The sequence below is a fragment of the Catenulispora sp. GAS73 genome (genome assembly GCF_041262085.1).
GTDB lineage: Bacteria > Actinomycetota > Actinomycetes > Streptomycetales > Catenulisporaceae > Catenulispora.
This window is the reverse complement of sequence record NZ_JBGCCM010000029.1, coordinates 79,639-103,577: the sequence shown is the minus strand read 5'-3', so window position 1 is coordinate 103,577 and position 23,939 is coordinate 79,639. Positions and strand designations below refer to the sequence as shown.

The 23,939-nt window shown below is 71.5% G+C and carries 18 protein-coding genes; 2 read left to right on the top strand and 16 right to left on the bottom strand.

All coding sequences use genetic code 11. The annotated features are described in order from the left end of the window. Nucleotides 1-25 precede the first annotated feature (25 nt). Together ABH935_RS35845 and ABH935_RS35840 are read right to left on the bottom strand one after the other, a co-directional pair. Nucleotides 26-1,285 (bottom strand): glutamate-5-semialdehyde dehydrogenase, encoded by a 1,260-nt coding sequence (locus ABH935_RS35845; protein ID WP_370382407.1) that lies wholly within the window; start codon nt 1,283-1,285, stop codon nt 26-28. An 82-nt stretch (nt 1,286-1,367) separates the two neighbouring features. Next, complete coding sequence (locus ABH935_RS35840; RefSeq protein WP_370382406.1) at nt 1,368-1,790, bottom strand: nuclear transport factor 2 family protein; 423 nt, start codon at nt 1,788-1,790, stop codon at nt 1,368-1,370. A gap of 90 nt (nt 1,791-1,880) precedes the next feature. Here ABH935_RS35840 and ABH935_RS35835 point away from each other — a divergent pair, with 90 nt between their 5' ends. Continuing rightward, nucleotides 1,881-2,705, top strand: a complete 825-nt coding sequence (locus ABH935_RS35835; protein ID WP_370382405.1) for a MerR family transcriptional regulator — start codon at nt 1,881-1,883, stop codon at nt 2,703-2,705. 12 nt (nt 2,706-2,717) lie between these two features. On the opposite strand, the gene proB is transcribed toward ABH935_RS35835, so the two are convergent. The 8 genes from proB to ABH935_RS35795 all read right to left on the bottom strand — a co-directional run bounded on the left by proB (nt 2,718) and on the right by ABH935_RS35795 (nt 14,802). After that, nucleotides 2,718-3,845 carry a glutamate 5-kinase gene (gene proB / locus ABH935_RS35830; protein WP_370382404.1) on the bottom strand — a complete coding sequence of 376 codons (1,128 nt, stop codon included), beginning with the start codon at nt 3,843-3,845 and terminating at the stop codon, nt 2,718-2,720. A gap of 78 nt (nt 3,846-3,923) precedes the next feature. Continuing rightward, complete coding sequence (obgE, locus tag ABH935_RS35825; RefSeq protein ID WP_370382403.1) at nt 3,924-5,426, bottom strand: GTPase ObgE; 1,503 nt, start codon at nt 5,424-5,426, stop codon at nt 3,924-3,926. Between the two features lie 101 nt (nt 5,427-5,527). Continuing rightward, nucleotides 5,528-5,785: a 50S ribosomal protein L27 gene (gene rpmA, locus ABH935_RS35820; protein ID WP_370382402.1), complete on the bottom strand. Its 258-nt coding sequence runs from the start codon at nt 5,783-5,785 to the stop codon at nt 5,528-5,530. 14 nt (nt 5,786-5,799) lie between these two features. Next, nucleotides 5,800-6,120, bottom strand: a complete 321-nt coding sequence (rplU, locus tag ABH935_RS35815) for a 50S ribosomal protein L21 (RefSeq protein ID WP_370382456.1) — start codon at nt 6,118-6,120, stop codon at nt 5,800-5,802. 362 nt (nt 6,121-6,482) lie between these two features. Beyond that, on the bottom strand, nt 6,483-10,313 hold the full coding sequence (locus tag ABH935_RS35810) for an Rne/Rng family ribonuclease (RefSeq protein WP_370382401.1): 3,831 nt from the start codon (nt 10,311-10,313) through the stop codon (nt 6,483-6,485). 244 nt (nt 10,314-10,557) lie between these two features. Further along, on the bottom strand, nt 10,558-11,382 hold the full coding sequence (locus ABH935_RS35805; protein ID WP_370382455.1) for a TIGR03936 family radical SAM-associated protein: 825 nt from the start codon (nt 11,380-11,382) through the stop codon (nt 10,558-10,560). 160 nt (nt 11,383-11,542) lie between these two features. Beyond that, nucleotides 11,543-13,432, bottom strand: coding sequence for a cell wall-binding repeat-containing protein (locus tag ABH935_RS35800; RefSeq protein WP_370382400.1), 1,890 nt, complete (start codon nt 13,430-13,432; stop codon nt 11,543-11,545). A 116-nt stretch (nt 13,433-13,548) separates the two neighbouring features. Beyond that, entirely contained in the window at nt 13,549-14,802 is a 1,254-nt protein-coding gene (locus ABH935_RS35795; RefSeq protein ID WP_370382399.1) for a benzoate/H(+) symporter BenE family transporter, read from the bottom strand. Between the two features lie 66 nt (nt 14,803-14,868). Here ABH935_RS35795 and ABH935_RS35790 point away from each other — a divergent pair, with 66 nt between their 5' ends. Further along, nucleotides 14,869-15,438, top strand: coding sequence for a helix-turn-helix domain-containing protein (locus ABH935_RS35790; RefSeq protein WP_370382398.1), 570 nt, complete (start codon nt 14,869-14,871; stop codon nt 15,436-15,438). Nucleotides 15,439-15,449: 11 nt separating this feature from the next. Here the strand turns inward: ABH935_RS35790 and galT are convergent, their stop codons facing one another. The 6 genes from galT to mreD form a co-directional block, all read right to left on the bottom strand. Next, nucleotides 15,450-16,490, bottom strand: a complete 1,041-nt coding sequence (gene galT / locus ABH935_RS35785; protein WP_370382397.1) for a galactose-1-phosphate uridylyltransferase — start codon at nt 16,488-16,490, stop codon at nt 15,450-15,452. Nucleotides 16,491-16,504: 14 nt separating this feature from the next. Further along, complete coding sequence (gene galK, locus ABH935_RS35780) at nt 16,505-17,773, bottom strand: galactokinase (protein ID WP_370382454.1); 1,269 nt, start codon at nt 17,771-17,773, stop codon at nt 16,505-16,507. Between the two features lie 111 nt (nt 17,774-17,884). Then, the gene (locus ABH935_RS35775; RefSeq protein ID WP_370382396.1) at nt 17,885-19,822 is read right to left on the bottom strand and encodes a TIGR03960 family B12-binding radical SAM protein; all 1,938 of its coding nucleotides are present in this window, start codon (nt 19,820-19,822) and stop codon (nt 17,885-17,887) included. Between the two features lie 94 nt (nt 19,823-19,916). Continuing rightward, nucleotides 19,917-21,140, bottom strand: coding sequence for a rod shape-determining protein RodA (gene rodA / locus ABH935_RS35770; protein ID WP_370382395.1), 1,224 nt, complete (start codon nt 21,138-21,140; stop codon nt 19,917-19,919). Between the two features lie 7 nt (nt 21,141-21,147). Then, nucleotides 21,148-23,322 carry a penicillin-binding protein 2 gene (gene mrdA / locus ABH935_RS35765; RefSeq protein ID WP_370382394.1) on the bottom strand — a complete coding sequence of 725 codons (2,175 nt, stop codon included), beginning with the start codon at nt 23,320-23,322 and terminating at the stop codon, nt 21,148-21,150. After that, entirely contained in the window at nt 23,323-23,904 is a 582-nt protein-coding gene (mreD, locus tag ABH935_RS35760) for a rod shape-determining protein MreD (protein WP_370382393.1), read from the bottom strand. Between the last annotated feature and the right edge of the window lie 35 nt (nt 23,905-23,939).

Sequence of the window (23,939 nt, the reverse complement as noted above, 5' to 3'; positions counted from 1 at the left end):
CTGGTTCAGTGCCCGCCCGCCCGGATCACTCCCGGATCTGGCCGTCGCCGACCATGAGGTACTTCGTGGAGGTGAGCTCCGGCAGCCCCATCGGGCCGCGCGCGTGGGTCTTCTGCGTGGAGATGCCGATCTCCGCGCCGAAGCCGAACTCGCCGCCGTCGGTGAAGCGCGTGGAGACGTTCACCCCGACCGCGGCGGCGTCCACCCGCAGCTGGAAGGCGCGGGCCGCGTTCAGGTCGCGGGTGACGATCACGTCGGTGTGGCCGGTGTTGTAGGCGTTGACGTGGTCGATCGCGGCATCCAGCGAGTCCACCACCGCCGCCGACAAGTCCAGCGACTCGTACTCGGCGGCGAAGTCCTCGTCGGTGGCCGGCACGACGGCCGCGGAGAAGGCCGCGACCCGCTTGTCCCCGTGCACCGTGACGCCCTTCTCCGCCAGCGCGGCGAGCGCCTTCGGCAGGAACGCCTCGGCGACGTCGGTGTGCACGAGCAGCGACTCGGCGGCGTTGCAGACGCTGTACCGCTGGGTCTTGGCGTTGACCAGGATGCTCAGCGCCTGGTCGAGGTCGGCGGAGGCGTCGACGTAGACGTGGCAGTTGCCGGTCCCGGTCTCGATCACCGGCACCCGCGCGTTGTCCACCACGGACCGGATCAGCGAGGCGCCGCCGCGCGGGATGAGCACGTCGACCAGACCGCGCGCGTTCATCAGGTGCCTCACGGCCTCGTGCGAGTCGCCGGGCACCAGTTGCACGGCGTCGGCCGGGAAGCCGGCGGCGACCAGCGCGTCCCGCATCACGGCGACCAGCACGGTGTTGGAGTCCTTGGCGGAGCTGGACCCGCGCAGCAGCGCGGCGTTGCCGGACTTCAGGCAGATGCCGGCGGCGTCCACGGTGACGTTGGGCCGCGCCTCGTAGATGATGCCGACCACGCCGAGCGGCACCCGCACCTGCCGCAGCTCGATGCCGTTGGGCAGCACACCGCCGCGCACGCTCTCGCCGACCGGGTCGGGCAGCGAGGCGAGCTGGCGCAGCGCGTCGGCGATGGCCGCGACGCGCGCGCCGGTGAGGGTGAGCCGGTCGATGTACCCGGCCGCCGAGCCCCCCTCCCGCGCGCGCTCGGTGTCGCGGCCGTTGGCCTCGACGATCTCGGCGGTGCGGGCGACCAGCGCGTCGGCCATGGCGTGCAGGGCCGCGTCCTTCTGGCCCCGCGGTCGCTGGGCCAGGTCGGCAGCGGCCTTCTTGGCCCGGCGGGCGGTGTCCAGGACTTCGGTCTGCAGGTCCGTCATGGGTCCAGCGTAGGCCGAGCGGGGGCGTCCCCGAGAGGATTTCGCCTGTCGAGACGCCCCGGCCGGCCCCCGTCGGCCCCGGTCACGCCGCCAGCGGCTGGACCGTCAGCTGGTAGTCCTCACGGATCTGGCCGTCCTCGTCCAGCACCAGGAACACCCGGGCCGACCAGGCGGTCTCGCCGCGGTCCGGGCCCTGCGCGTGGTCCAGCCGGATGGTGAAGGTGACGACGTCGCCGTGAACCGCCGCGTCCTCGCCGCCGACGGCGGTGTAGGCGGCGTTCGCGACGAAGGCCTCGTAGGCCTCGGCGACCCGCTCGACGAGCGCGGCGTGGCCGATGTACTGCTGGCCCTCGACGTATTCGATGCCGCGGTCCGACCACAGGTCCGCGACGGCCTTCGCGCGGTCTGCCGGATCGCCGACGGACCAGACGGCGAGGTAGCGGTCGACGACGGTCTGGAGTTCGGTGGTGAGGTTTCCGGTGGTGTTCTTGGTGGAGTTCGTCATGGCCATGACTCTCGGACCGCCGGTCGCCGGAGGGTCAAGCGCCGCGAACCGGCAAGACTCTCCGGTAGGGGGAGGCCTCACAATCGGACCATGTCCCTGTTCCTGTCCATCGGCGACTTCTCGCGCGCCACCCACCTGACCGTCAAGACGCTTCGGCACTACCACGACGTCGGACTGCTGGAGCCGGCCGAGATCGATCCCGGCACCGGCTACCGGCGCTACTCCACCGCGCAGATCCCCGCCGCGCAGGTGATCCGGCGGTTCCGGGAGTTGGGGATGCCCCTGGAGGAGATCCGGACGGTGATGAAGGCCCCCGATGTGGACACCCGGAACCGGCACATCGCCGCGCACCTGAACCGGCTGGAGGCGGAGCTGGGGCGGACGCAGCGCGCCGTGTCCTCGCTGCGGGACCTGCTGGCGCCCGGCGAATCCGACGCCGTCCCGGACATCACGCTGCGCGAGACGCCGGCCGTGCAGGCGGCAGCGATCACCGAGACCGTGGCGATGGAAGACGGCGCCGCGTGGATGCTCGGGGCTTTGGGCGAGCTGTACGCGACGGTCGGCGGCCAGGGTCTGACCCCGTCCGGACCGGCCGGCGGCCTGTTCACCGACGCGGTGTTCACCGACCACCAGGGCGAGGTGACCATCTTCGTCCCCTGCGAAGTTCCGGTCCGTGCCATGGGCCGGGTCCGGCCCGCGACGGTGCCGGCGGCCGAGCTGGCGATCATCGAGCACACCGGGCCGCCGATCGAGTCCGACCGGGCTTACGGCGCCCTGGCGAGCTATGTCGAGCGGCATGCCTTGGCCGTCCAGGGGCCGATCCGCGAGTACTACCTCGTCGGGCAGCGGGACACCCCGGATATGGCGCGGTGGCGTACCGAGGTGTGCTGGCCGGTGTTCCGGGTCGGGAGCTGACAGAGGGCACCGTCAGCGCAGGACGACCAAGTCGTCCCGGTGCACCAGCTCCCGCTCGTACTGCGGACCCAGCGCCGCCGCGAGCTCTCGCGTCGAGCGCCCGAGCAGCTCCGGCAGCTCGCTCGCGTCGTAGTTCACCAGGCCGCGCGCGACCGCGACCCCGGCGTCGTCCACCAGGTCCACCGGGTCCCCGGCGTTGAAGGACCCTTCGACGCCGGTCACGCCGGCCGGCAGCAGCGACAGCCGGCGCTCGACGATCGCCTTCACCGCACCGGCGTCCAGCCGCAGCGAGCCGCGGGTGTCGGCGGCGTGTGCCAGCCACAGCAAGCGGGTCGGCGTGCGGGAACCGGTCCGGTGGAACAGTGTGCCGACCACCTCGCCGCGCAGTGCACGGGCCGCGTGCGCGGCGGAGGTCAGCACCACCGGGATGCCGGCCTCGGTGGCGATCCGGGCGGCCTCGACCTTGGTGGCCATGCCGCCGGTGCCGACCCCGGCCCGGCCCGCTCCCCCGATGGAGATGCCGGCCAGGTCCGCGGGGCCGCGGACGTCGGCGACCTGCGACGTGCCGGGCTTGGCGGGGTCGCCGTCGTAGAGCGCGTCCACGTCCGAGAGCAGCACCAGCAGGTCGGCGTGCACCAGGTGCGCCACCAGGGCGGCCAGCCGGTCGTTGTCGCCGAAGCGGATCTCGTGGGTGGCGACCGTGTCGTTCTCGTTCACGATCGGCAGGACGTTCATGTCCAGCAGCCGCGCCATCGTCTGGTGCGCGTTGCGGTAGTGCGAGCGCCGCGTCGTGTCGTCGACCGTGAGCAGCACCTGGCCGACGGTGCGGCCGTAGCGCGCGAAGGAGGCCGTGTACCGGCCGACCAGCAGGCCCTGCCCGACCGAGGCGGCGGCCTGCTGGGTGGGCAGGTCCTTGGGACGCTTGCGCAGGCCCAGCGGCGCAAGGCCGGCGGCGATGGCGCCGGAGGACACCAGCACCAGCTGCGTGCCCGGCACCTCCAGGCGCGAGGCGATGGCGTCGACCAGCGCGTCGACCCGCTCGCCGGACAGACCGCCGACGGCGGTGGTCAGCGACGAGGAGCCGACCTTCACCACGATCCGCCGGGCGGCGGATACTTCTTCACGCAGCTGGCCGGACACGGTTGCTCAGAACCCTTACTTTCAGCTTCTCGTGGGCTTCCCCGTGGCTTCCAGTCGGCTGCCCGCGCAGGTGGCGGGTTACTCGTCGTCCTCGGGGGCGAACACATCGATTGTCCCATTCGCACGGCGCCGGTGCGCCTTGCGATACTCGGCGTCTCGCGATGTGGGCCGCTCCTCGTGCAGGTGCAGGCGGGGGTCCTCGCCGCGGCGGCCGCCGGTGGCGGTGACGCCTAGCGCGCCGGTGGGGATCGAGGGCTGCCAGTCGAAGACCACGGCGCGCGGGCCGTCGCCGATGACCACCGTGTCGCCCTCGTTCGCGCCCATCTTGACCAGCTCGACCTCGACCCCGAGCTTGTTGAGCCGGTCGGCCAGGTAGCCCACCGCCTCCTCGTTGTTGAAGTCGGTCTGGCGCACCCAGCGCTCGGGCTTGGTGCCGCGCACGAAGTAGGCGTCCTCGGCCTCGTCGTAGGAGATGGTGAAGCCGACCTCGTCGACCGCCCTGGGGCGGATGACGATGCGCTCGGGCTCCGGCTCGACCCGGGACTCGCGGGCGGTGTCCACGATCTTCGCGAGCGCGAAGGACAGCTCGCGCAGCCCCGCGCGGGACACCGCGGAGACCTCGAACACGTCCAGCCCCCGGGCCTGGAGCTCCGGCCGCACGATGTCGGCCAGGTCCTTGCCCTCGGGGATGTCGGTCTTGTTCAGCACGACCAGGCGCGGGCGCTCGGAGAGCCGGCCGTACACGCCCCACTCGCTCTCGTCGCGGGAGTCCTCGTAGGCGCGCAGTTCGGCCTCGATGACGTCCAGATCGGAGATCGGGTCGCGGTCGGTCTCCAGCGTGGCGCAGTCCAGGACGTGCACCAGCACCGCGCAGCGCTCGATGTGCCGCAGGAACTCGTGGCCCAGGCCCTTGCCGTCGGAGGCGCCGGGGATCAGGCCGGGCACGTCGGCGATGGTGTAGACGGACTCGCCGGCGCTGACCACGCCCAGGTTCGGGACCAGGGTGGTGAACGGGTAGTCGGCGATCTTCGGCTTGGCCGCGGACATCGCGGCGATCAGCGAGGACTTGCCGGCGCTGGGGTAGCCGACCAGCGCGACGTCCGCGACCGACTTCAGCTCCAGCGTGAACTCCCCCTCCTCGCCGGGCTCGCCGAGCAGCGCGAAGCCGGGGGCCTTGCGCTTGGAGGTGGCCAGCGCCGCGTTGCCCAGGCCGCCGACGCCGCCGTGCGCCACCACGAACCGGGTGCCGCCGCCGACCAGGTCCGCGACCACCTCGCCGGAGGCGTCCTTGACCATGGTGCCGGAGGGCACCGGGAGCACCAGGTCGGCGCCGTTGGAGCCGGTCTGGAAGTCACCGCCGCCGGGCTTGCCGTTGCCGGCCTTGCGGTGCGGCGAGAAGTGGTAGTCCAGCAGCGAGTTGGTGTTCGAGTCCACCACCAGCACGATGTCCCCGCCGCGGCCGCCGTTGGCGCCGTCCGGGCCGCCCAGCGGCTTGAACTTCTCGCGCCTGACCGAGGCGCAGCCGTGGCCGCCGTTCCCGGCCGTGACATGCAGCTTCACGCGGTCGACGAAAGTCGCCATGGTCAGCGCCTCCTTGCTTTCCGTATAGGTACTACAACGCAAAGGAGCGGGCCGGGGAATTCCCCGGCCCGCTCCTCGAAGCAGTGTGTCGCCGGTGGCGGTTACTCGGCCACCGGGACGATCGAGATGACGCGCCGACCGCGCAGCGTGCCGAACTCCACCTTGCCCGCGGCCAGCGCGAACAGGGTGTCGTCCTTGCCGCGGCCCATGTTCAGACCGGGGTGGAAGTGGGTCCCGCGCTGGCGGATGATGATCTCGCCGGCGTTGACCTTCTGGCCGCCGAAGCGCTTCACGCCGAGGCGTTGGGCGTTGGAGTCGCGGCCGTTCTTGGAGGACGATGCGCCCTTCTTGTGTGCCATGTGTCAGCCCGCCCTTACTTCTTGCCGCCGTCGATGGCGGTGATCCTGATCTGGGTGTGCTTCTGGCGGTGGCCCTGACGCACGCGGTAGCCGGTCTTGTTGCGGTACTTGAGGATGTGGATCTTCGGACCCTTGGTCTCCTCGACCACCTCGGCCTTGACCTTCACGCCCTCCAGGACCCACGGGTCGGAGGTGACGGCGTCGCCGTCGACGAGCAGGATCGCGGACAGCTCCACTTCCTGGCCGGCCGGGGCGCCCGGGAGGCGGTCCACCTCGACGACGTCGCCGACAGCCACCTTGTGCTGCCGTCCGCCGCTCTTGACGATCGCGTACACCGCGAAACTCACTCTCTTCTCGTCGACTGTGGGTCGATCAGGTCTGCTGTCCACTCTTCTTGACCAACTCAGTCGCTGGTCACGAGCGTCCGCCACTTCTTGCGAGGTATACGGACTGACGACCCATCGAGCCGATCATCATCCGGGCCGCCGCTGCTTGCGCAGGGGCCCTACGGATGCCGGGCACACGTATCGCATGCCGAAGCTCAAGGGTACGGAAGTCCACGCCTCAGGGTCAAACCGAGACCCAGTCGGCACCGCCGGTGCCGATCCGAGCCGGCCCGGCAGCTGGTGCTGCTGGGCCGTGCGGTCCGCACCGGGCTTCGTGGTGCCCGGTGCGGACCGCACTGTCAGCCGTGCTCTCAGCTGTGCGCCGCCGGCGGACCGGCGGGACGCTTGGCCGCGCGCCGGACCCGCAGGCCGCGCCGCTTGGGCGCGTCCTCGGCCGACTCGCCGGCCTCGGCGGCTGTCGCGGCGGCCACGGCCACCGCGACCGGCTCGGCGGCCTCGGCTTCCGTCTCCTCGCGGTCCGCCTCGGCCACGCTGACATCGCCGCCGGCGTGCGGGACGTAGACGGTGTGCGCCTGGGCGTCGCCGGCGGCCAGCCGCTCGGTGACGTCGGCCTCCTCGGCGGCGACCACGTCGGCGGGGGTCACCACCGGGGCCACCACGTGCTCGTGGCTCGGGATGTGCTCCACGTCGCTGTGCTCGGACAGCTCGGCGGCCTCGTCCTGGGCCGCGTCGTCCTGGGCCGCGTCGTCGTGGTCGGCGTCGACCGCGGCGACCCGGGCCACCTTGGTCACGGTGACGGGACCGGCGTCCGCGTGCTCGCCGTCGGCGAAGTCCTGGAACTCCTCCGGCACGCCGTCCAGGTCGTACTGCGGGTCGAAGTGCTGCTGGCGGTCGGCGTGGCCGTGCGACTTGCGGCGCTTGCGCCGGCCGCGGCCGCCCTCGTGCTCGTCCTCGGCGCCGTTCTGGCCCTCGGAGCGGCCCTGCTCGCCCTGGCGGCCGCCGCGGCCCTGCGGACCCCGGCCGTCGCGCTCGGCGTCCTCCGGCGAGTGGCCGTGGCCGACCGGCACCGGCTCCATGTGCACCAGCACCCCGCGGCCGTTGCACTTGTCGCAGGTCTCTGAGAAGGCCTCCAGCAGGCCCTGGCCGACCCGCTTGCGGGTCATCTGGATCAGGCCCAGCGAGGTGACCTCGGCCACCTGGTGCTTGGTCCGGTCCCGGCCCAGGCACTCCAGCAGGCGGCGCATCACCAGGTCGCGGTTGGACTCCAGGACCATGTCGATGAAGTCGATGACGATGATGCCGCCGAGGTCGCGCAGCCGCAGCTGGCGGACGATCTCCTCGGCCGCCTCGATGTTGTTGCGGGTGACCGTCTCCTCCAGGTTGCCCCCGGAGCCGGTGAACTTGCCGGTGTTGACGTCGATCACGACCATCGCCTCGGTGCGGTCGATGACCAGCGAGCCGCCGGAGGGCAGCCAGACCTTGCGGTCCAGCGCCTTGGCCAGCTGCTCGTCCACCCGGTGCACGGCGAAGATGTCCTGCTCGGAGGTCCAGCGCTCCAGCCGCGGCGCCAGGTCCGGGGCGACCCCGCCGACGTACTCGCGGATGGTGTCCCAGGCCTGGTCGCCGGAGACGATCAGCTTGCTGAAGTCCTCGTTGAAGATGTCGCGCACCACGCGCACGGTCAGGTCCGGCTCGCCGTACAGCAGCGTCGGAGCCGAGCTGGCCGAGGAGGCCGCCTTGCGCTGGATCTCCTCCCACTGCGCGGACAGCCGCTCCACGTCGCGGCGCAGCTCGTCCTCGGTCGCGCCCTCGGCGGCGGTGCGGACGATGACCCCAGCGTTCTCCGGGACGACCGCCTTCAGGATCGCCTTGAGGCGGTTGCGCTCGTTCTCCGGCAGCTTGCGGCTGATCCCGGTCATGGTGCCCTCGGGCACGTAGACCAGGTAGCGGCCGGGCAGCGAGATCTGGCTGGTCAGCCGGGCACCCTTGTGGCCGATCGGGTCCTTGGTGACCTGGGTCAGGACCGCCTGGCCGCTCTTCAGGACGCTCTCGATGCGCTTGGCCTGGCCGGTGATGCCGGCCGCGTCGAAGTTGACCTCGCCGGCGTACAGCACGGCGTTGCGGCCCTTGCCGATGTCGACGAACGCCGCCTCCATCGACGGCAGCACGTTCTGCACCTTGCCCAGGTACACGTTGCCGACGTAGGACGCGGACTGCGCGCGGTTGACGTAGTGCTCGACGAGGACGCCGTCCTCCAGCACCCCGATCTGGGTCCGGTCGCCGCTCTGGCGCACGACCATGACCCGCTCGACGCTTTCGCGCCGGGCGAGGAACTCGGCCTCGGTGATCAGCGGCGCACGGCGGCGGCCGGTGTCCCGGCCCTCGCGGCGGCGCTGCTTCTTGGCCTCCAGGCGGGTCGAGCCGCGCACGCCCTGCACGTCGTCGTCGGAGACCAGGCCGCCCTTGCGGTCCCGGCTGCGGACGCGGGACTCGCGGACCTTGACCACGGTGTTCGGCGGGTCGTCCGGACCCGGCTCGATGGACTCGCCACCGGCCCGGCGGCGCCGCCGACGGCGGCGACGGCTGGAGGAGCCGGTGCCCTCGTCGTCCTCGTCGCCGTCGTCCTCGACCTCCGCCTCGGCGCTCTCGGCGGGCGCCTCGGCCTGCTCGGCGCGATTGCGGTTGCGGTTGCGCGTCCGGGTGCGGCGCGTCGGGGCCGGCTCCTCCTCGGCTTCCGCCTCGGGCTCCTCCTCGGCTTCGGCGTCGGTCGCCTCGGCCTTCGCCGCCTTGGCGGCGGCCTGCTGCGCGGCGACGATGGCCAGGTCGGGCGCCTGGAACAGGACGCCGGCGGCCGGCGCGGCGGCGCGGGCGGCGATGATGGCGCGGGCGCGCTCGGCCGGGGAGAGGCTGTCGAGGTCGACGGGCTCGGCGGCGGGGGTGGTGGCCGGCGCGGTGGCCGACGCGGTGTCCTGGGCGGCGGCGGGCTGGGACTGCTGGCCCCGGTCGCCCCGGTCCTTGTCCTGGCGGTCCTGCCTGGACTGGCGGGACTGCCGGCCCTGGCGGGTACGGCCGTCCGGGCGGTCCTGCTTGGCTGGCCTGTCCTGCTCCACCGGCTGCTCGTCCGGCTCGTCGTGCTGCGACTCCGCGGCTTCCTGCGCACGCGGCGGGCCCGCTGGGGCGGACGCGGCGCGGCGGCGGGTGCGCTTGGGCTTGGTGTCGGAGTCCTGCTCGGGCTCGGACTGCGCGGCGGTGTCGGCCTGGGCGGCGTTGGCAGCGTTGGCAGCCTTGGTGGCCGGCGTGCTGTCGGCCTTCGCGGGCTGCTCGGCCGGGGTTTCCTGGGCCGGGGCGGTCTTCTTGGCCACCTTGGCGCCCGTGGCCGGGAGCTGCGGGGCCGCGAAGGGGTTCGCGAAGGGTGAGGTGAGGCCGGGGCGGGAGGCGGTCTCGGCGGCGGTCTGGCCGCCGGCCGACTGCTCACCGGCGGTCTCGGGCTCGTGCGCGGCGGCGGGCGCCTCGGCGGTCGCCTGCTCGGCACTGGTGCCGGCGGAGGTCGCGCGGCGTCGGGTGCGGGTGCGGGGCGCGGTAGTTGCGGTGGTCGGGGTGTCGGCCTGCTCGGCGGACGCGACCGGGCCGCTTGAGGCCTCACTCGCGGCGCTCGTCTCACCGGTCTCGGCAGCGGCCGCCTGCTCGACAGCGGTACCGGCCGACGTGGCACGCCGCCGGGTACGCGTCGGCGTGGTCTTCGCGGTCGCGCCGGATTCCTCGGCGGCGGCGGCCAGCTCAGCACCGGCGCCTGCGTCCTGCGCCTGGCCCGTTTCCACGGGCTCGGCCTCGGCAGCCTTCTTGCGCGTACGAGTACGCGTCGCCTTCTTGGCAGCGGGGGCGTCGGCAGAGTCTGCGGCCTCGGCCGCCTCTGCTGCCGGCTCCGGGGCGGCGACCTTCTTGGCCGCCGTCTTGCGAGCCCGCTTGGGCTTGCTCTCCGGCTCGGCGGCATCGCCCGAGGCCGCGGCCTCGGAGCCCGCCTCCGGGGGCACCGGCGGGCCGGCCGGGCGGCTGGCCGCCCTCCGGCGCTGGCGCTGGGGCGCCTCGCCTTCGTTCGTGGCGGCCGTGGTGGCCGCGTCCTGCGCGTCTGACGTCTGGTCCGGCTGTTCGCCGGGGACGCCGGTGGGCTCGTTGTCGAGCATCCGGGCGGTTCTCCCGTCATGCCCCCGGGCGCACGCGAAGCGGTGCCCCACATCGTCCCCGCTGATCAGCGGGCGATGGGCACTCCCCGGCGAATCCCTGACAGATCCGGGTGCTCTGCGGCGCCACACAGGTGGCTGTTGTGGTCTTCGCCTCGTCCAGTCGGTCCGACCGGCGTTGTCGCCGGCCGGCCGCCGACCTGACGAGAAGTCTGGTTGGGTCGAGCTCTGGACGTCACCGGCCTTCTCACCGGTCGCCCGCCGACCCCGCGGCGACCCGGTCCGGATCCAGGGGATCGGACAGCGCCTCCACGCTCACACTGGTCGGCGTCGCGTCGGACCCGTCCCGCAGCGGCCCCTGCGCCAGCCTCGTCACCTGGGGAGGGACGGGCGGCACCAGGCCTGCCACACGAGCGAGTCCGGTAAGGACGTCGTCGGGCCGCACGGCGGGTGTCAGGTGCCGCACGACTAGTCGCAGTATCGCACAGGGTCGATCCCCGTGCCCGTCACCCTCGCCGACACCGCTCTCACCTGCGGAAACAAAAGTCGCCGCGGCGGCTTCGATCCCGGTCACGGCGGCCCGCGCGTCGAACGTGCGCACGCCGTTCTTGGTCATCCGCTCGACCAGCACCTCGTCCGCGGTGACGAAGGCGGCGACCGCAGCGACCGCCGCCGCCGGCTCGACCCCGGGCAGCCGGATCTCCCACACGGAAGCCTCCAGCCGCTCCATGAGGTTCGGAGTGGCGGCCTCCACGATCTCCAGAATGTCCAGGTCAGCAGGCAGCGAGCCGTCCAAAGCGGCGGCCAGCTCCGCCGGCACCAAAGCCCGCGTGACCCCGATCTCGACGTACTCGGCCTCACTGGCCACCCCGGTCGGCGCGGCCCCGGCCCACGACACCTTCGGATGCGGCGTGAACCCCGCCGAGTAGGCCATCGGCACCCGAGCCCGCCGCAACGCCCGCTCAAAGGCACGCTGAATGTCACGGTGACTGGTGAAGCGAAGCCGCCCACGCTTGGCGTAGCGGATCCGAAGCTTCTGAACGGTCGGCGGCGGCGGAGGACCGTCGGGCATGCGGGCCACGGGGGTTGGGTCTCCTCGGGGGTGCGGGCTTTGCTGACTGTTCAGGATAGCCGGTTCGGGGCGGCGGTCACTGTGGGTAGTCAGCGGGGACGCCCAGAGGGCGACGACGCCGGGTGGCGTCGTCGCCCTCTGGAGGAACGTGCTGCAAGGCCTAGCGGGGGCCGGTGTGGGCGGAGGGGTTGTTCTCCGCGAACTCCCACTGGCCGGGCTGGCTGATGAGCTCGCCGACCTGGCTCTCCTGGTCCGCGGTGATGACCGCGGGGCCGCCGAACAGGATGGCGTCCGAGACCGAGCCCGAGGCGTTGCGCAGGTAGTCCTCCGTCTCGCTGGGCAGCCCGGTGGGGCCGGTCAGCAGCAGCGGGCCACCGACACTGCCGGCGAGCGCGCCACCGGCCAGCGCGTCGGGGAAGTTGAAGCCGGTCGCGATCCCGACCACCTGCGGCCCGCCGAAGAACGTGTGCGCCACGATCGAGGCGGTCACGAACCGGTTCGCACCGTAGACCTGCGCCGCCGCCATCCGCACGGAGCTCAGCGCGCTGACGGCCTGGCCGCCGACGCCGTACACGGTCCGCTGCGGCACCGCGTTCAGGAACGCCTGGGTCTCCGACGGCATCTTCGTGTCGGAGGTGAGCACGACGACGGTGTTCGGCCGCGAACCCGCCACCGCACCGGCCGCGAGCGCGTCGGGGAAGTTGAGCCCGGTCGCGGCGAGGATGGTGACGGGATTGTGCGTGTAGTCGGGGACGATCGTCTCAGCGATGTCCACCGCGGTCTCGAACCGGTCCTGCCCGCCGATCCGCGTCGGCCGGAACCCGGCCGCGGCGACCTGGTTGAACGTGTTCGCCGAGATCGCCTTCGTCTGCCCCAGCACGTACACGAACGAGCCCGGCTTCAGGACCCGCTTGAGCTCGCCCAGCGTCCGGGCGTCGAGGTTCCCGGTCGGCGTCAGCAACAGCGGCCCGTGGAACCGCGCGGCGAGCGCGGACCCGGCCAGCGCGTCGGCGAAGATGTCCTGGCGGGCCAGCACGACGACGTTCGCCTGCTGGTTCCCGTAGGACCAGCCCGAGACCTGGTTCGCGGTACCGATGCGGTCCGGACCGTCGAGGCGCTCGACGAGGTTGACGGGGTTGGAGGCGGAGGGCGCCTTCGAGGTGTCGCCGTCGGCCTGCCAGGAAATCCGGCCCAGGAACGGACCGGCGGAGTGCTCCGACGCATTCGAGGTCGGAGCAATGGTCCGGATCTCACCGGCGTTCTCAGCGTTGAAGGCAATAGTCGAGCCATCAGGCGACCATGCCGGGCGATCATTGTCGATGGACGGACCAGTGTCGAACGTCAACTGAGTCAGGTTCGAGCCATCAGCACCGACAGTCCAGATCTGCCGGACCGGTGTCGGCGACTGCTTGTCGTAGGCGACGAAGACAATCGTCCTGGCGTCGGGCGAGAGCGAGGGCTGCGTACCGCCGCCGGTGTTCCGCACCAACTGCGCATTGCCGGTGTAGCCGTTGTAGATCCAGACCGACGGGGCGTGGCTCACACCGCTGATACGCTGGAAGACCAGAACACCGTTTGCCCCACCCTGCGGAACCGAGTCCTGATCGCCTTGCTGGTGTCCGGCGGACAGAATCTGCGGCGTTCCGCCCAGGCTCGGAACCTGATAGAGGTTTCCGCCCCGGGCGTAGACGAGCTGGCTGCCGCCGTTCATCCACGTCGGGTGCGAATCAGCACTCAGGCCCGACGCGACGGATATGGGATCGGTGCCGTCGTAGCGGGCTGTGATCAGGGAGCCCCACCCGTCGACGTAGGCGACACGGCTTCCGTCCGGCGACCACTCTGCGTCAGAGACTTTAAACGAAGGCATCGCCTGAGTGCTGCTGCTCGTACCACTGGCGATGTGCAGCTGGTTGTCGCCGGTCGAGACGGTCAGCTTCCCGTTCAGCCCAGGGAACGTGGCCGGCGTGACGTTCGCGTGAGCCGGTACCGCCAAAGAAGTGGCTGCGGCGAGGGCTGTCGCGGCGGCTGCCGTGAGCTTCTTTGCGGACACCTTGCTTCTCCCCTTGGTAGATCTGGTTGGTAGATCTGGGTGCTGAGATCCGACGTGCCAGCTTATCCATCCGGCGTCTTGGGGTCCACCCTGCGCTAGCTGGTGGTTGCCATCGGTCACGTGTTGTTCACTTGATGGCTTCGGAACTGGGATGTTGCCAGGAGCGCCAGGCCTACGAGCAGGCCCCAGAAGGCGGCTCCGATGCCCGCTACGGTGATGCCTGAGGCGGTGGTGACGAAGGCTGCTGCCGCCGGTTCGCGGTAGCGGGTGTCGGTGAGGGCGGTGGTCAGGGCTCCGCCGAGGGCTGGGAGGAGGGCCAGGCCGGCGACGCCTTCGATGAGCAGTGGTGGTGCCGCTATCAGCAGGGCCGTGGCTGCCGCGGCGCCGAGACCGAGGACGACGTACAGTGCGCCGGCGGTGGTGGCGGCGATCCAGCGGCGGCGGGGGTCGCGGTGTGCGTCGGGGCTGGCGGCGAGGGCGGCGGTGATGGCGGCGAAGTTGATGGCGAGGCCGCCGAAGGGGGCGCCGAGGGTGGTGGCGGCACCGGTGCCCATCAGGACTTCGCGGATGGGTGGTTCGTAGCCGTAGCCGCGCATCACGGCTATGCCGGCGAGGTTCTGCGAGGCCATCGTCACCAGGTACAGCGGCAGCGCGAGGCTTATCAGGGTTCCGATATCGAAGCGCGGGGCGGTGGCCGTCAGGGTCGGGAGCAGGCCGCCGGTCAGGTGGCCGCGGGTGGACGGGTCGAGCGCGAGGCCGATGAAGGCGGTGGCGAGGCTCGCGGGGACGGCCCAGCGCTTGGCGAAGCGGCCGAGGACGACCCAGACCGCGAGCGCGGGAAGGGCAAGCCGGGGCAAGCGAACCGCCGCCTGCGCCGACTCCAGGCAGATCGGGGCGATCACGCCGGCCAGCATCGCGGCCGAGATCGGCGCGGGAATGGTCGCGATCCAGCGGGTGAGGGTGCGGGAGAAACCGGTGATGAGAGTCAGCAGCCCTGCCACCGCGAACGCGCCGAGGGCTTCGCGATAGCCGGTCGCGCCTCCATGCCCGGAGTGCGCGCGCCCCGCACCGACGCTCACCAACAGCGCGGCGCCGGGAGTGGACCACGCGATGCTGATCGGCATCCGGTGGCGAACGCTGAAGACGATGCCCGCGACGCCCATCGAAACGCTGAGCACCAACAGCCCGGACGCCGCCTGGCGCTCGGTGGCGCCGATCGCGCGCAACCCGGCGATGACCACGGCGAAAGAGCTCGTGAAACCGACCAGCGCGGTGACGACCCCGGCGCCGAACGTCGGACCGAGCCCGGCGGATTCATCGCTGGAGACACCGCCACCGGCAACAGCCTCCCCGACCTGCTCGACAGTCAAGGCGAAACCTCCCTGTTCCGTACACGGAACAAGCTACCAGCTGGCAGAACGGTGTAAGTTGCGAACGTGGGAGACGGCACGACCGCGGACTTCGCGACCCAGATCGGCGCACGCATCCGACGCCTGCGCCAAGACCGCGACGTCAGCCTGTCGGCCCTGGCCCGCGACGCCGGCGTCGGCAAAGCGACACTCTCGGGCCTGGAAGACGGCTCGCGCGGCAACCCCACCGTCGAGACTCTGTATGCGATCGCCGGCCGTCTCGGCGTCCCGATCGGCGCGTTGCTCCCCGATCCCCCGCGCGAAGGCGACAAAACGCTGGAGACGATTCACGGAACGGCAGTCTCGGCCACCCTGCTGGAGACCTTCTCCGACGCGGACACGGACACCGAACTCTTCCGTCTCCACATCCGCCCCAACTACGAGCAGCTGTCCCCCGCGCATCCACCCGGAACCGTCGAATACCTCACCGTCTTCACCGGAACAGCGTGCGTAGGCCGACCCGACGCACCGCTGACCATCCCAGCCGGCGGCCACGCGTCATGGATCGCGGACGTACCCCACACCTACCGCGCGATCGGCGACGAAGACGTCTATGCCAGTCTGCTGATTCGCACGCCGAAACCGCCCAAGAACTGAGCACCCAAGGACTAAGCGTCCTCGCCCCGCAACATCGCCGCAGCCCGCTCCGGCCGTATGTCGTTCATGAACGCGCCCGCGCCCGACTCCGTCCCCGCCAAGTACTTCAGCTTCCCCGGCGCCCGCCGCAAAGCCGCGAGCTGCCACCGCAGGTGCGACTCGGCACGACCGGTACTGACAGGAGCCTGATACCACGAGCCTATGTACGGCATCGGCCCGTCGAACAGCGCGTCGAGCCGCTGAACGCAGTCCTTGCCGATGGCCGCCAGCTCATCACGCTCGACAGAGGTCAGCGCCGGAATGTCCGGGACATGCCGGTTCGGGACTATGTCCACCTGGAACGGCCACCGCCCCGCGTAGGGCACGTACGCGGTGAAGTACTCGCCCGCGGTGATGATCCGCGCGCCGTCGGCCTTCTCCTCCGCCAACGAGTCGCACGCCACGCAGCCGCCGGTGCTCTCGTGATACGCGGTGGCCACGTCGAGCATCTTCTGCATCCGCGGCGGGATGAAAGTGAAAGCGTAGATCTGCCCGTGCGGATGGTGCAGCGTGACGCCGACCTCCACGCCGCGGTTCTCAAAGCAGTACACGTACTCAACGCCCGCCCGAGAAGCCAGCTCGGTCGTCCGGTCGGCCCACACGTCGACGATGTGCCGGATCCGCGAGACCGGCAGCGCACCGAACGACGCCGAGTGCTCGGCGCTGAACACCACCACCTCGCACCGCCCCGTGTCGCCGGCCAGCGACGGGAACCGGTTCTCGAACACCGCCACGTCGTAGTCGGCGGCCGGGATCTCGCTGAGGTGCCCGGGGCGCGAGGGGTCCAGCGGGCACTGGTCGGCGGCCGGCAGGAAGGTGCGGTCCTGGCGGTGCCCGGCGACCGCCGTGATCTCCCCGGTGAGCGGGTCGCGCCGCAGCTCGCTGGTGGTCGACACGGTCGGCAGATCGCGCTCGTCGGCGGCGGAGCGGTCCTGGCCGGGGGTCTCGTCGTAGTAGATCAGCTCCCTGCCGTCCGAGAGCTTGGTGACGGTCCTGGTCAGATCGAGGTCCATGGTCGAGGTCTCCGTCAGGCGATTCGGTGCGCGCCGGCCGAGGCGACGGCGGGGAAGAACTGCGGTTCGGTGTATCCGTGTTCTGCGAAGGCGGCCAGCACGGCGTCCTGCACGTCCTGCAGGATGTCGCGGTCCACCAGCGCGATGGCGCTGCCGCCGAAGCCGCCGCCGGTCATCCGCGCGCCGTGCGCGCCGGCCGCGACGGCGGTGGCCACGGCGAGGTCGAGTTCGGGGGCGCTGACTTCGTAGTCGTCGCGCAGGGAGGCGTGCGACTGCATCATGCGATGCCCGAGGCGGGGCAGCGAGACAGGCTCCTGATGCAGGATCTCGACAAACTGCTCGACCCGGGCGTCCTCGGTGACGACGTGCCGCACCCGGCGCGCGAACGTCTCGCCGAGGCCGACGGAGACCTTCGCGAACGCCTCGGGAAGCTCGGACAGCGAGATGTCACGCAGAGCCCTGACACCCAGGAACTCCGCCGAGCGCTCGCAGGCGGAGCGGCGGTCGGCGTAGCCGTTCTCGCCGTGCGCGTGCGACACGCGGGTGTCGATGACGAGCAGAAGCGCGTTCTCCGCGGCCAGATCGAAGGGCTGCGGCTTGACCTCGCCGCTGCGGGTGTCGATGAACAGCACCGAGCCGTCCTGGCCGAACGCCGAGGACATCTGGTCCAACGGACCGCAGGGCACCCCGGCGTAGATGTTCTCCGCCCGCTGCGTGTGCAGAGCGAGCTCGGCGGTGGTGAGTTCGAATTCTGAGACGCCGGCGAGCGCCAGCGCCGTCGCGCACTCCAGGGCGGCAGAGGAGGACAGGCCGGAGCCGACCGGCACCGTGCTCGTCAGGTACACGTCGGCGCCGCGGACCGGGAAGCCGGCCTGCTGCAGGATCCAGGCGACGCCGACCGGGTAGCCGGCCCAGCCGGTGACGGCGGGTTCGGCCAGCGGCGTCATATCGGGGTTCGCCGCGTCGCGGGTGTCGGCGGCGGAGCCGGGGCCGACGAGGGCGTCGAGGGAGAGCTCGACGGTCTCGCCGAGTTGGGCGGCGTGGACCCGCAGGATCCGGTCCTCGCGCGGGGCGGCGGCCGCGTAGCAGGCGCGGTCGATGGCCATCGGCAGCACGAAGCCGTCGTTGTAGTCGGTGTGCTCGCCGATGACGTTCACCCGGCCCGGCGCGGCCCACACACCGGAGGGACGGCCGCCGAACCGCTCGACGAAACTCCGCTCAACTTCCTGCCGTGCGTCGTCCACGACCGATGCGACCGATCCCATGTCGAGGCTCACCGCCACCCTCATCCCGACTGTTGTGATCCGTTTGATTCTGTTCGGATCTGGTGAGGTCAGAGTAGCGGTGAGATCATCGCCCCGACAAGCACGTCCTCTCCCGGGGCGGACGAGACATCAGACGACCGTCAGCGGAAGCAGCTTCACCCCCGTCGGCCCCACCTGGATCTCGGTCCCCATCTGCGGGCACACGCCACAGTCGTAACAGGGCGTCCAGCGGCAGTCCTCGACTTCGTTCCCGCCGCCCTCGGCCGCCTCCAGCGCGTCCTGCCAGTCCTCCCACAGCCAGTCCCGGTCCAGGCCGGAGTCGATGTGGTCCCAGGGCAGGACCTCGTTGTACTCGCGCTCGCGCGTGGTGTACCAGGCCAGGTCGACCGGAGTCTCGGCCAGGGCGGCCTCGGTGGCCTCGGCCCAGCGCTGGTAGGAGAAGTGCTCGCTCCAGCCGTCGAAGCGGCCGCCGCGCTCCCAGACCTCGCGGATCACCTTGCCGACCCGCCGGTCGCCGCGCGAGAGCAGGCCCTCGATGACGCCGGGCTTGCCGTCGTGGTAGCGGAAGCCGATGGCCTTGCCGTAGTTCTTGTCGGCGCGGATGGCGTCGCGCAGCTTCACCAGGCGGGCGTCGGTGCCCTCGGCGTCGAGCTGCGCGGCCCACTGGAAGGGGGTGTGCGGCTTGGGCACGAACCCGCCGATGGACACCGTGCAGCGGATGTCGCGGGTGCCGGAGGCCTCGCGGCCGGCCTTGATGACCTTGCGCGCGAGCTCGGCGATCTGCAGGACGTCCTCGTCGGTCTCGGTGGGCAGCCCGCACATGAAGTACAGCTTCACCTGCCGCCAGCCGGCACTGTAGGCGGCGGTGACGGTACGGATCAGGTCCTCCTCGGTCACCATCTTGTTGATGACCTTGCGCATGCGCTCGCTGCCGCCCTCGGGGGCGAAGGTCAGACCACTGCGGCGGCCGTTGCGCGAGAGCTCGTTGGCCAGGTCGATGTTGAAGGCGTCGACCCGGGTGGAGGGCAGCGACAGCGAGGTGTTGGTGCCCTCGTAGCGGTCGGCCAGGCCCTTGGCCACTTCGGCGATCTCGGTGTGGTCGGCGCTGGACAGCGAGAGCAGGCCGACCTCCTCGTAGCCGGTGGCCGCCAGGCCCGCCTCGACCATCTCGCCGATGCCGGTGATGGAGCGCTCGCGGACCGGCCGGGTGATCATCCCGGCCTGGCAGAAGCGGCAGCCACGGGTGCAGCCGCGGAAGATCTCCACCGACATGCGCTCGTGCACGGTCTCGGCCAGCGGGACCAGCGGCTGCTTCGGGTAGGGCCACTCGTCCAGGTCCATGACGGTGTGCTTGGCCACGCGGAACGGCACGCCCGGCCGGTTCGGCGCGACCCGCCGGATGCGGCCGTCGGGCAGGTAGTCGACGTCGTAGAACCGCGGCACGTAGACGTTCCCGGTCTTGGCCAGGCGGAACAGCAGTTCCTCGCGCCCGCCGGGGCGGCCCTCGTTCTTCCAGGCGCGGATGAGGTCGGTGATCGCCAGCACCGCGCCCTCGCCGTCGCCGACCACCGCGGCGTCCAGGAAGTCGGCGATCGGCTCCGGGTTGAACGCGGCGTGCCCGCCGGCCAGCACGATCGGGTGCTCGCCGGTCCGGTCCTTCGCCTCCAGCGGGATCCCGGCCAGGTCCAGGGCGTTCAGCATGTTCGTGTAGCCGAGCTCGGTGGAGAAGGACAGGCCGAACACGTCGAAGTCCTTCACCGGCCGGTGCGCGTCCACGGTGAACTGCGGGATCTTCTGCTCCCGCATCACCTTCTCCATGTCGGGCCACACCGAGTAGGTGCGCTCGGCCAGCACGCCCTCGCGCTCGTTGAGCACTTCGTAAAGGATCATGACGCCCTGGTTGGGCAGCCCGACCTCATAAGCGTCGGGATACATCAGGGCCCAGCGGACGTCGCACGCGTCCCAGTCCTTGACGGTCGAGTTCAGCTCGCCGCCGATGTACTGGATCGGCTTCTGCACACCCGGCAGGACCGCTTCGAGCTGCGGGAACACGGATTCGACTGGCATCGGATTACTCGTCCTTGGGCTTGCGGGGAGATTGTGGCGGGCTGACGGCGCCGCTGATCCAGCCTAACGCGTGCCCGGGGGACGCTCCCCCGCTTCACTGCACCGTGATGGCCGGCCTGGTCGACCGCAACCGCACATTCTCCACCAGCCCGACGGCGATGAAGCTGGCGAACATCGACGAGCCGCCGTAGGAGACGAACGGCAGCGGGATGCCCGCGACCGGCATGATCCCCAAGGTCATCCCGATGTTCTCGAAGGTCTCGAAGGCGAACCAGCTCACCACGCCGGCGCAGACCAGCATGCCGAACAGGTCGTCACACTGGCGCGCGGCGGCGATGCCACGCAGCAGCAGGACCGCGAACAGCGCGATGAGGACCACGCCGCCGACGAAGCCCAACTCCTCCCCGGCGACGGTGAAGACGAAGTCCGTCTGCTGCTCGGGGACGTAGCGGCCGTTGGTCTGTGTGCCGTTGAACAGTCCCTTCCCCAGCACGCCGCCGGAGCCGATGGCCAAGCGCGCCTGCGCCGTGTTGTAGCCGACGCCCTGCGGGTCCAGGTGCGGGTCGGCGAACGCCGCGAACCGGTTGACCTGGTGCTGGGCCAGCAGGTGCAGCTGGGTGGCGGCCACGGCGGCGACCGCCGCGCCGGCGCCGAGCGCGACCAGCCAGCGGCCGCTGGTGCCGGCGAAGACCAGGAGCCCGGCGGTGGCGACCAGGATCACCATGGCCGAGCCCAGGTCCGGCAGCAGCATGATGATGCCGGTCGGCAGGCCGGCGACCAGCCCGGCGGCCGCGATACGGCGCGGGGTGACCGCGTCGTCCCGCTCCGACATGCCGGACAGCACGCCCTTGGTCGGCTTAAGCGTCAGCACCACCGCCAGCCCCAGGACCACCGCGACCTTGGTGTACTCGGCGGGCTGGATGGAGAAGCCGCCGCCGAGCTCGATCCAGGACTTCGCGCCGTTGACCGTCGAGCCCAGGGGGCTGAGCACCGCGATCAGCCCGAGCAGCGCCAGCACGTAGAACACCGGCGTGACCGCACGCACCCACGCGTAGGACAGCAGCGATGTCAGTGCCATGAGGACCAGGCCGATCGCCAGGTTCATCAGGTGCCGCTTCAGGAAGAACTGCGGGTCGCCGCCGGTCAGGCTGGTGCGCCCGCGGGTCGCCGACCACACCAGGATCGCGCCGTAGACCGACAGCGCCAGCGCGGCGGCCAGCAGCGTCCAGTCGAAGCGGCGCAGCCGGCTGGCGCGGCGCCGGCTCTCGGCCACCGGCATCGCCGCCGGGCCCTTGTAGATCGCGGGGTTCAGGGTCACGGCGCTCTCACTGCTTCGTGGTGGGCGACGCCGACGGCGGCGGAGGCGTCGGCAGGGTGGTGGCCGGCGGGAGGGCCGGCAGCAGGCCGTCGGGACGCACCACCGGCAGCGCGGTCGGCAGCGTGCCGTTCGGATCCGGGTGGCCCATGTCCACGCCGAACAGCGCGGCCAGGATCGCCTCCACCGACGGCCCCGACGTCCCGACACCGGTGCCACCCTGGGAGACCATCATCGCCACGACGTAGCGCGGCCCGCTCTCGGTGCCGGCGTAGGCGACGAAGCAGGACGTGGTCTGCTTTCCGTAGACCTCCGCGGTTCCCGTCTTGGCGTAGGTCGGGATCACGTTCTCCGGCCAGGCCGCGAACGCCGGACCCGCGGTGCCCTCGATCGAGGTGCCGTGCAGCGCGTCCTCCAGGAACGACAGCGTCGAGCCGGACACCGGCACCTTCCGGGTCACGATCGGCGTCAGGTCCTTGACGACTTTGCCGTCCGGGGCGATCAGCGCGCGGCCGATCTGCGGCTGGTACAGGGTGCCGCCGTTGGCCACGGCCGCGTACACGCGGGCCAGCTGCAACGGGGTCACCAGGTCGCCGCCCTGGCCGATGGCCGAGATGACGGCGTCGCCGGGCTGGAACTTGTAGCCGTCGGTGCAGTTCTGCTTGGCGATCGACTGCAGGTACGCCGCCCGCGTCGGGTCCGAGCCCAGCAGCTCGGGGTAGCCGTCCTTGGCGCGCTTGCACCAGATGTTGTGCATGTTGTTCCAGGTGACCTGCTTCTCGGCCCGGGTCTGGATGTCGCCCTTGGCCTCGCCCGGCAGGTCGATGCCGGTCTTCGCGCCGAGCCCGAAGGCGTGCGCCATGGTGGCGATGGGCTCCAGCGGGTGCGCGACCGGCTTCAGGCCGCCGTCGCGCAGCCACATCTGGTAGGCGACTCCGTAGAAGACCGTGTCACAGGACACTTCGATGGCACGCTTGAGCGAGATCGGCCCGAAGGCCTCGCCCTCGAAGTTGGTGAAGCTCTGGCTGCCGATCCTGAAGGCCGGCGAGCAGTCGTAGGTGCCGGCGCCGAAGCCGTCCTGGAGCATCGCGGCGGTGGTCACGGCCTTGAACGTGGAGCCCGGCGCGAACTGGCCCTGGAAGGCCCGGGACAGCAGCGGGGTGCCGGCCGAGGCGTCGGTCAGCGCGCCGTAGTCGGACTGCGAGATGCCGCCGGTGAAGACGTTGGGGTCGTAGGTCGGGGTGCTGGCCATGGCCACCACGCGGCCGGTGCGCGCGTCCAGCACCACGGTGGCCGCCGAGTCCGCGACGTAGGGCCTGCCGTTGGTCGGCGAGGTCTGCGAGCGGGCCCGCTTCACCGCGTTGTTCAGCTCGCGCTCGGCGACGGCCTGGATCCGGGCGTCGATCGAGGTCACCAGGTGGTCGCCGTTCACCGGTGGGAGGGTGGCCAGGGTGGACTGCGCGTGCCCGAGGATGTCGACCGAGACCTGCGTCTCGCCTTCCTGGCCGCGCAGGTAGGAGTCGTAGGTCTCCTCCAGCCCGGACCGTCCGACCAGGTCCGAGCGCTGCATCACCTCGCCCTTGGCGGTCGCGGCGGCGAGTTCGCTCTCGGTGACCGGCGACATGTAGCCCAGGATGTGCGCGGCGTTCAGACTGTAGGGCGCCGGGAAGCGGCGGACGGTGTCCGGGCCCGCGGTCACGCCGGGGTAGAGCTCGTGCTCCTCGGAGACCGTCAGCGCCTGCTGCACCGAGACGTTGCGGGCGATCGGGACCGGCTGCAGCAGCGAGCCGTTCCAGCAGGGCTTGGAGACCTTCGCGGTGCAGGGCCGGATCTGGTCGGAGATGGCCTGGGGCGTGGTGCCCAGCACCGAGGCCAGGCGGGCCAGCGTGGAGACGCCGTGGTCCTTGGTGCCCATCAGGGTGTTGCGGTCGACGGACAGCGTCAGCGCCGACTTGTTGTCGACCAGCGGGCGGCCCAGGTCGTCCAGGATGTCGCCGCGCACCGCCGGGGTGATCACGGTGCGCACGTCGTTCGCGGCGGCCGCGTCGCGGAAGGTCTGGCCGGTGCGGACCTGCAGGTACCACAGCCGGGCGACCAGCGTCCCGAGCAGCGCGAGGACCAGCACGCGCAGCACCATCAGCCGCGCGCGCCGCCGGTCGGCCAGCCGGCTGCCGTCGGAAGTCATCTACAACACCTGCGTACTGCCGGCCGAGGCGCGGCGATTCAGAGTCTTGACGCCCGGCAGGCGGCTGTGCGAGCGCTGGGTGGGCAGGCCGCGGGTCTCGCCGCGGCCGAGCACGAAGCCGACCACCGGGATGACGAACGGCGCGAGCACGCCGGTGTACAGCGCGGACGCCGCGGCGGCGGCCGCGACGCCGTGGAACTGCGCGGTGCCGACCGCGAAGTCCAGCCCCGCGTACAGGAACGGGCTGAGCGCGGCCAGGCACGCGACCACCAGGATCGGTCGCAGGACCGTGCCCTGCACCGCCCCGGCGGCGCGGCCGGCGAGGTAGCCGCACAGGCAGAGCACGAACGCCTGGCTGCCGATCGCGTGCGCGGCCGGCGGCGAGACGTCCGCGGCCAGGCCGAGCAGGAAGCCGGCGACCAGGCCGGTGCGCGGGCCGCGGGCGAAGCCGATGGCGGCGATCACCGCCAGCAACAGGTCGGGCGCGGCCAGCGGCAGGCGCGCCGCAGACAACAGCGCGTCCTGCAGCGCCAGGACCAGGGCCAGGCCACACATCAAGGCCAGGAAGCCGGTGAGTCTCAAGGGTCACACTCTTTCGGGGTCGGTCCGGGGCAGCC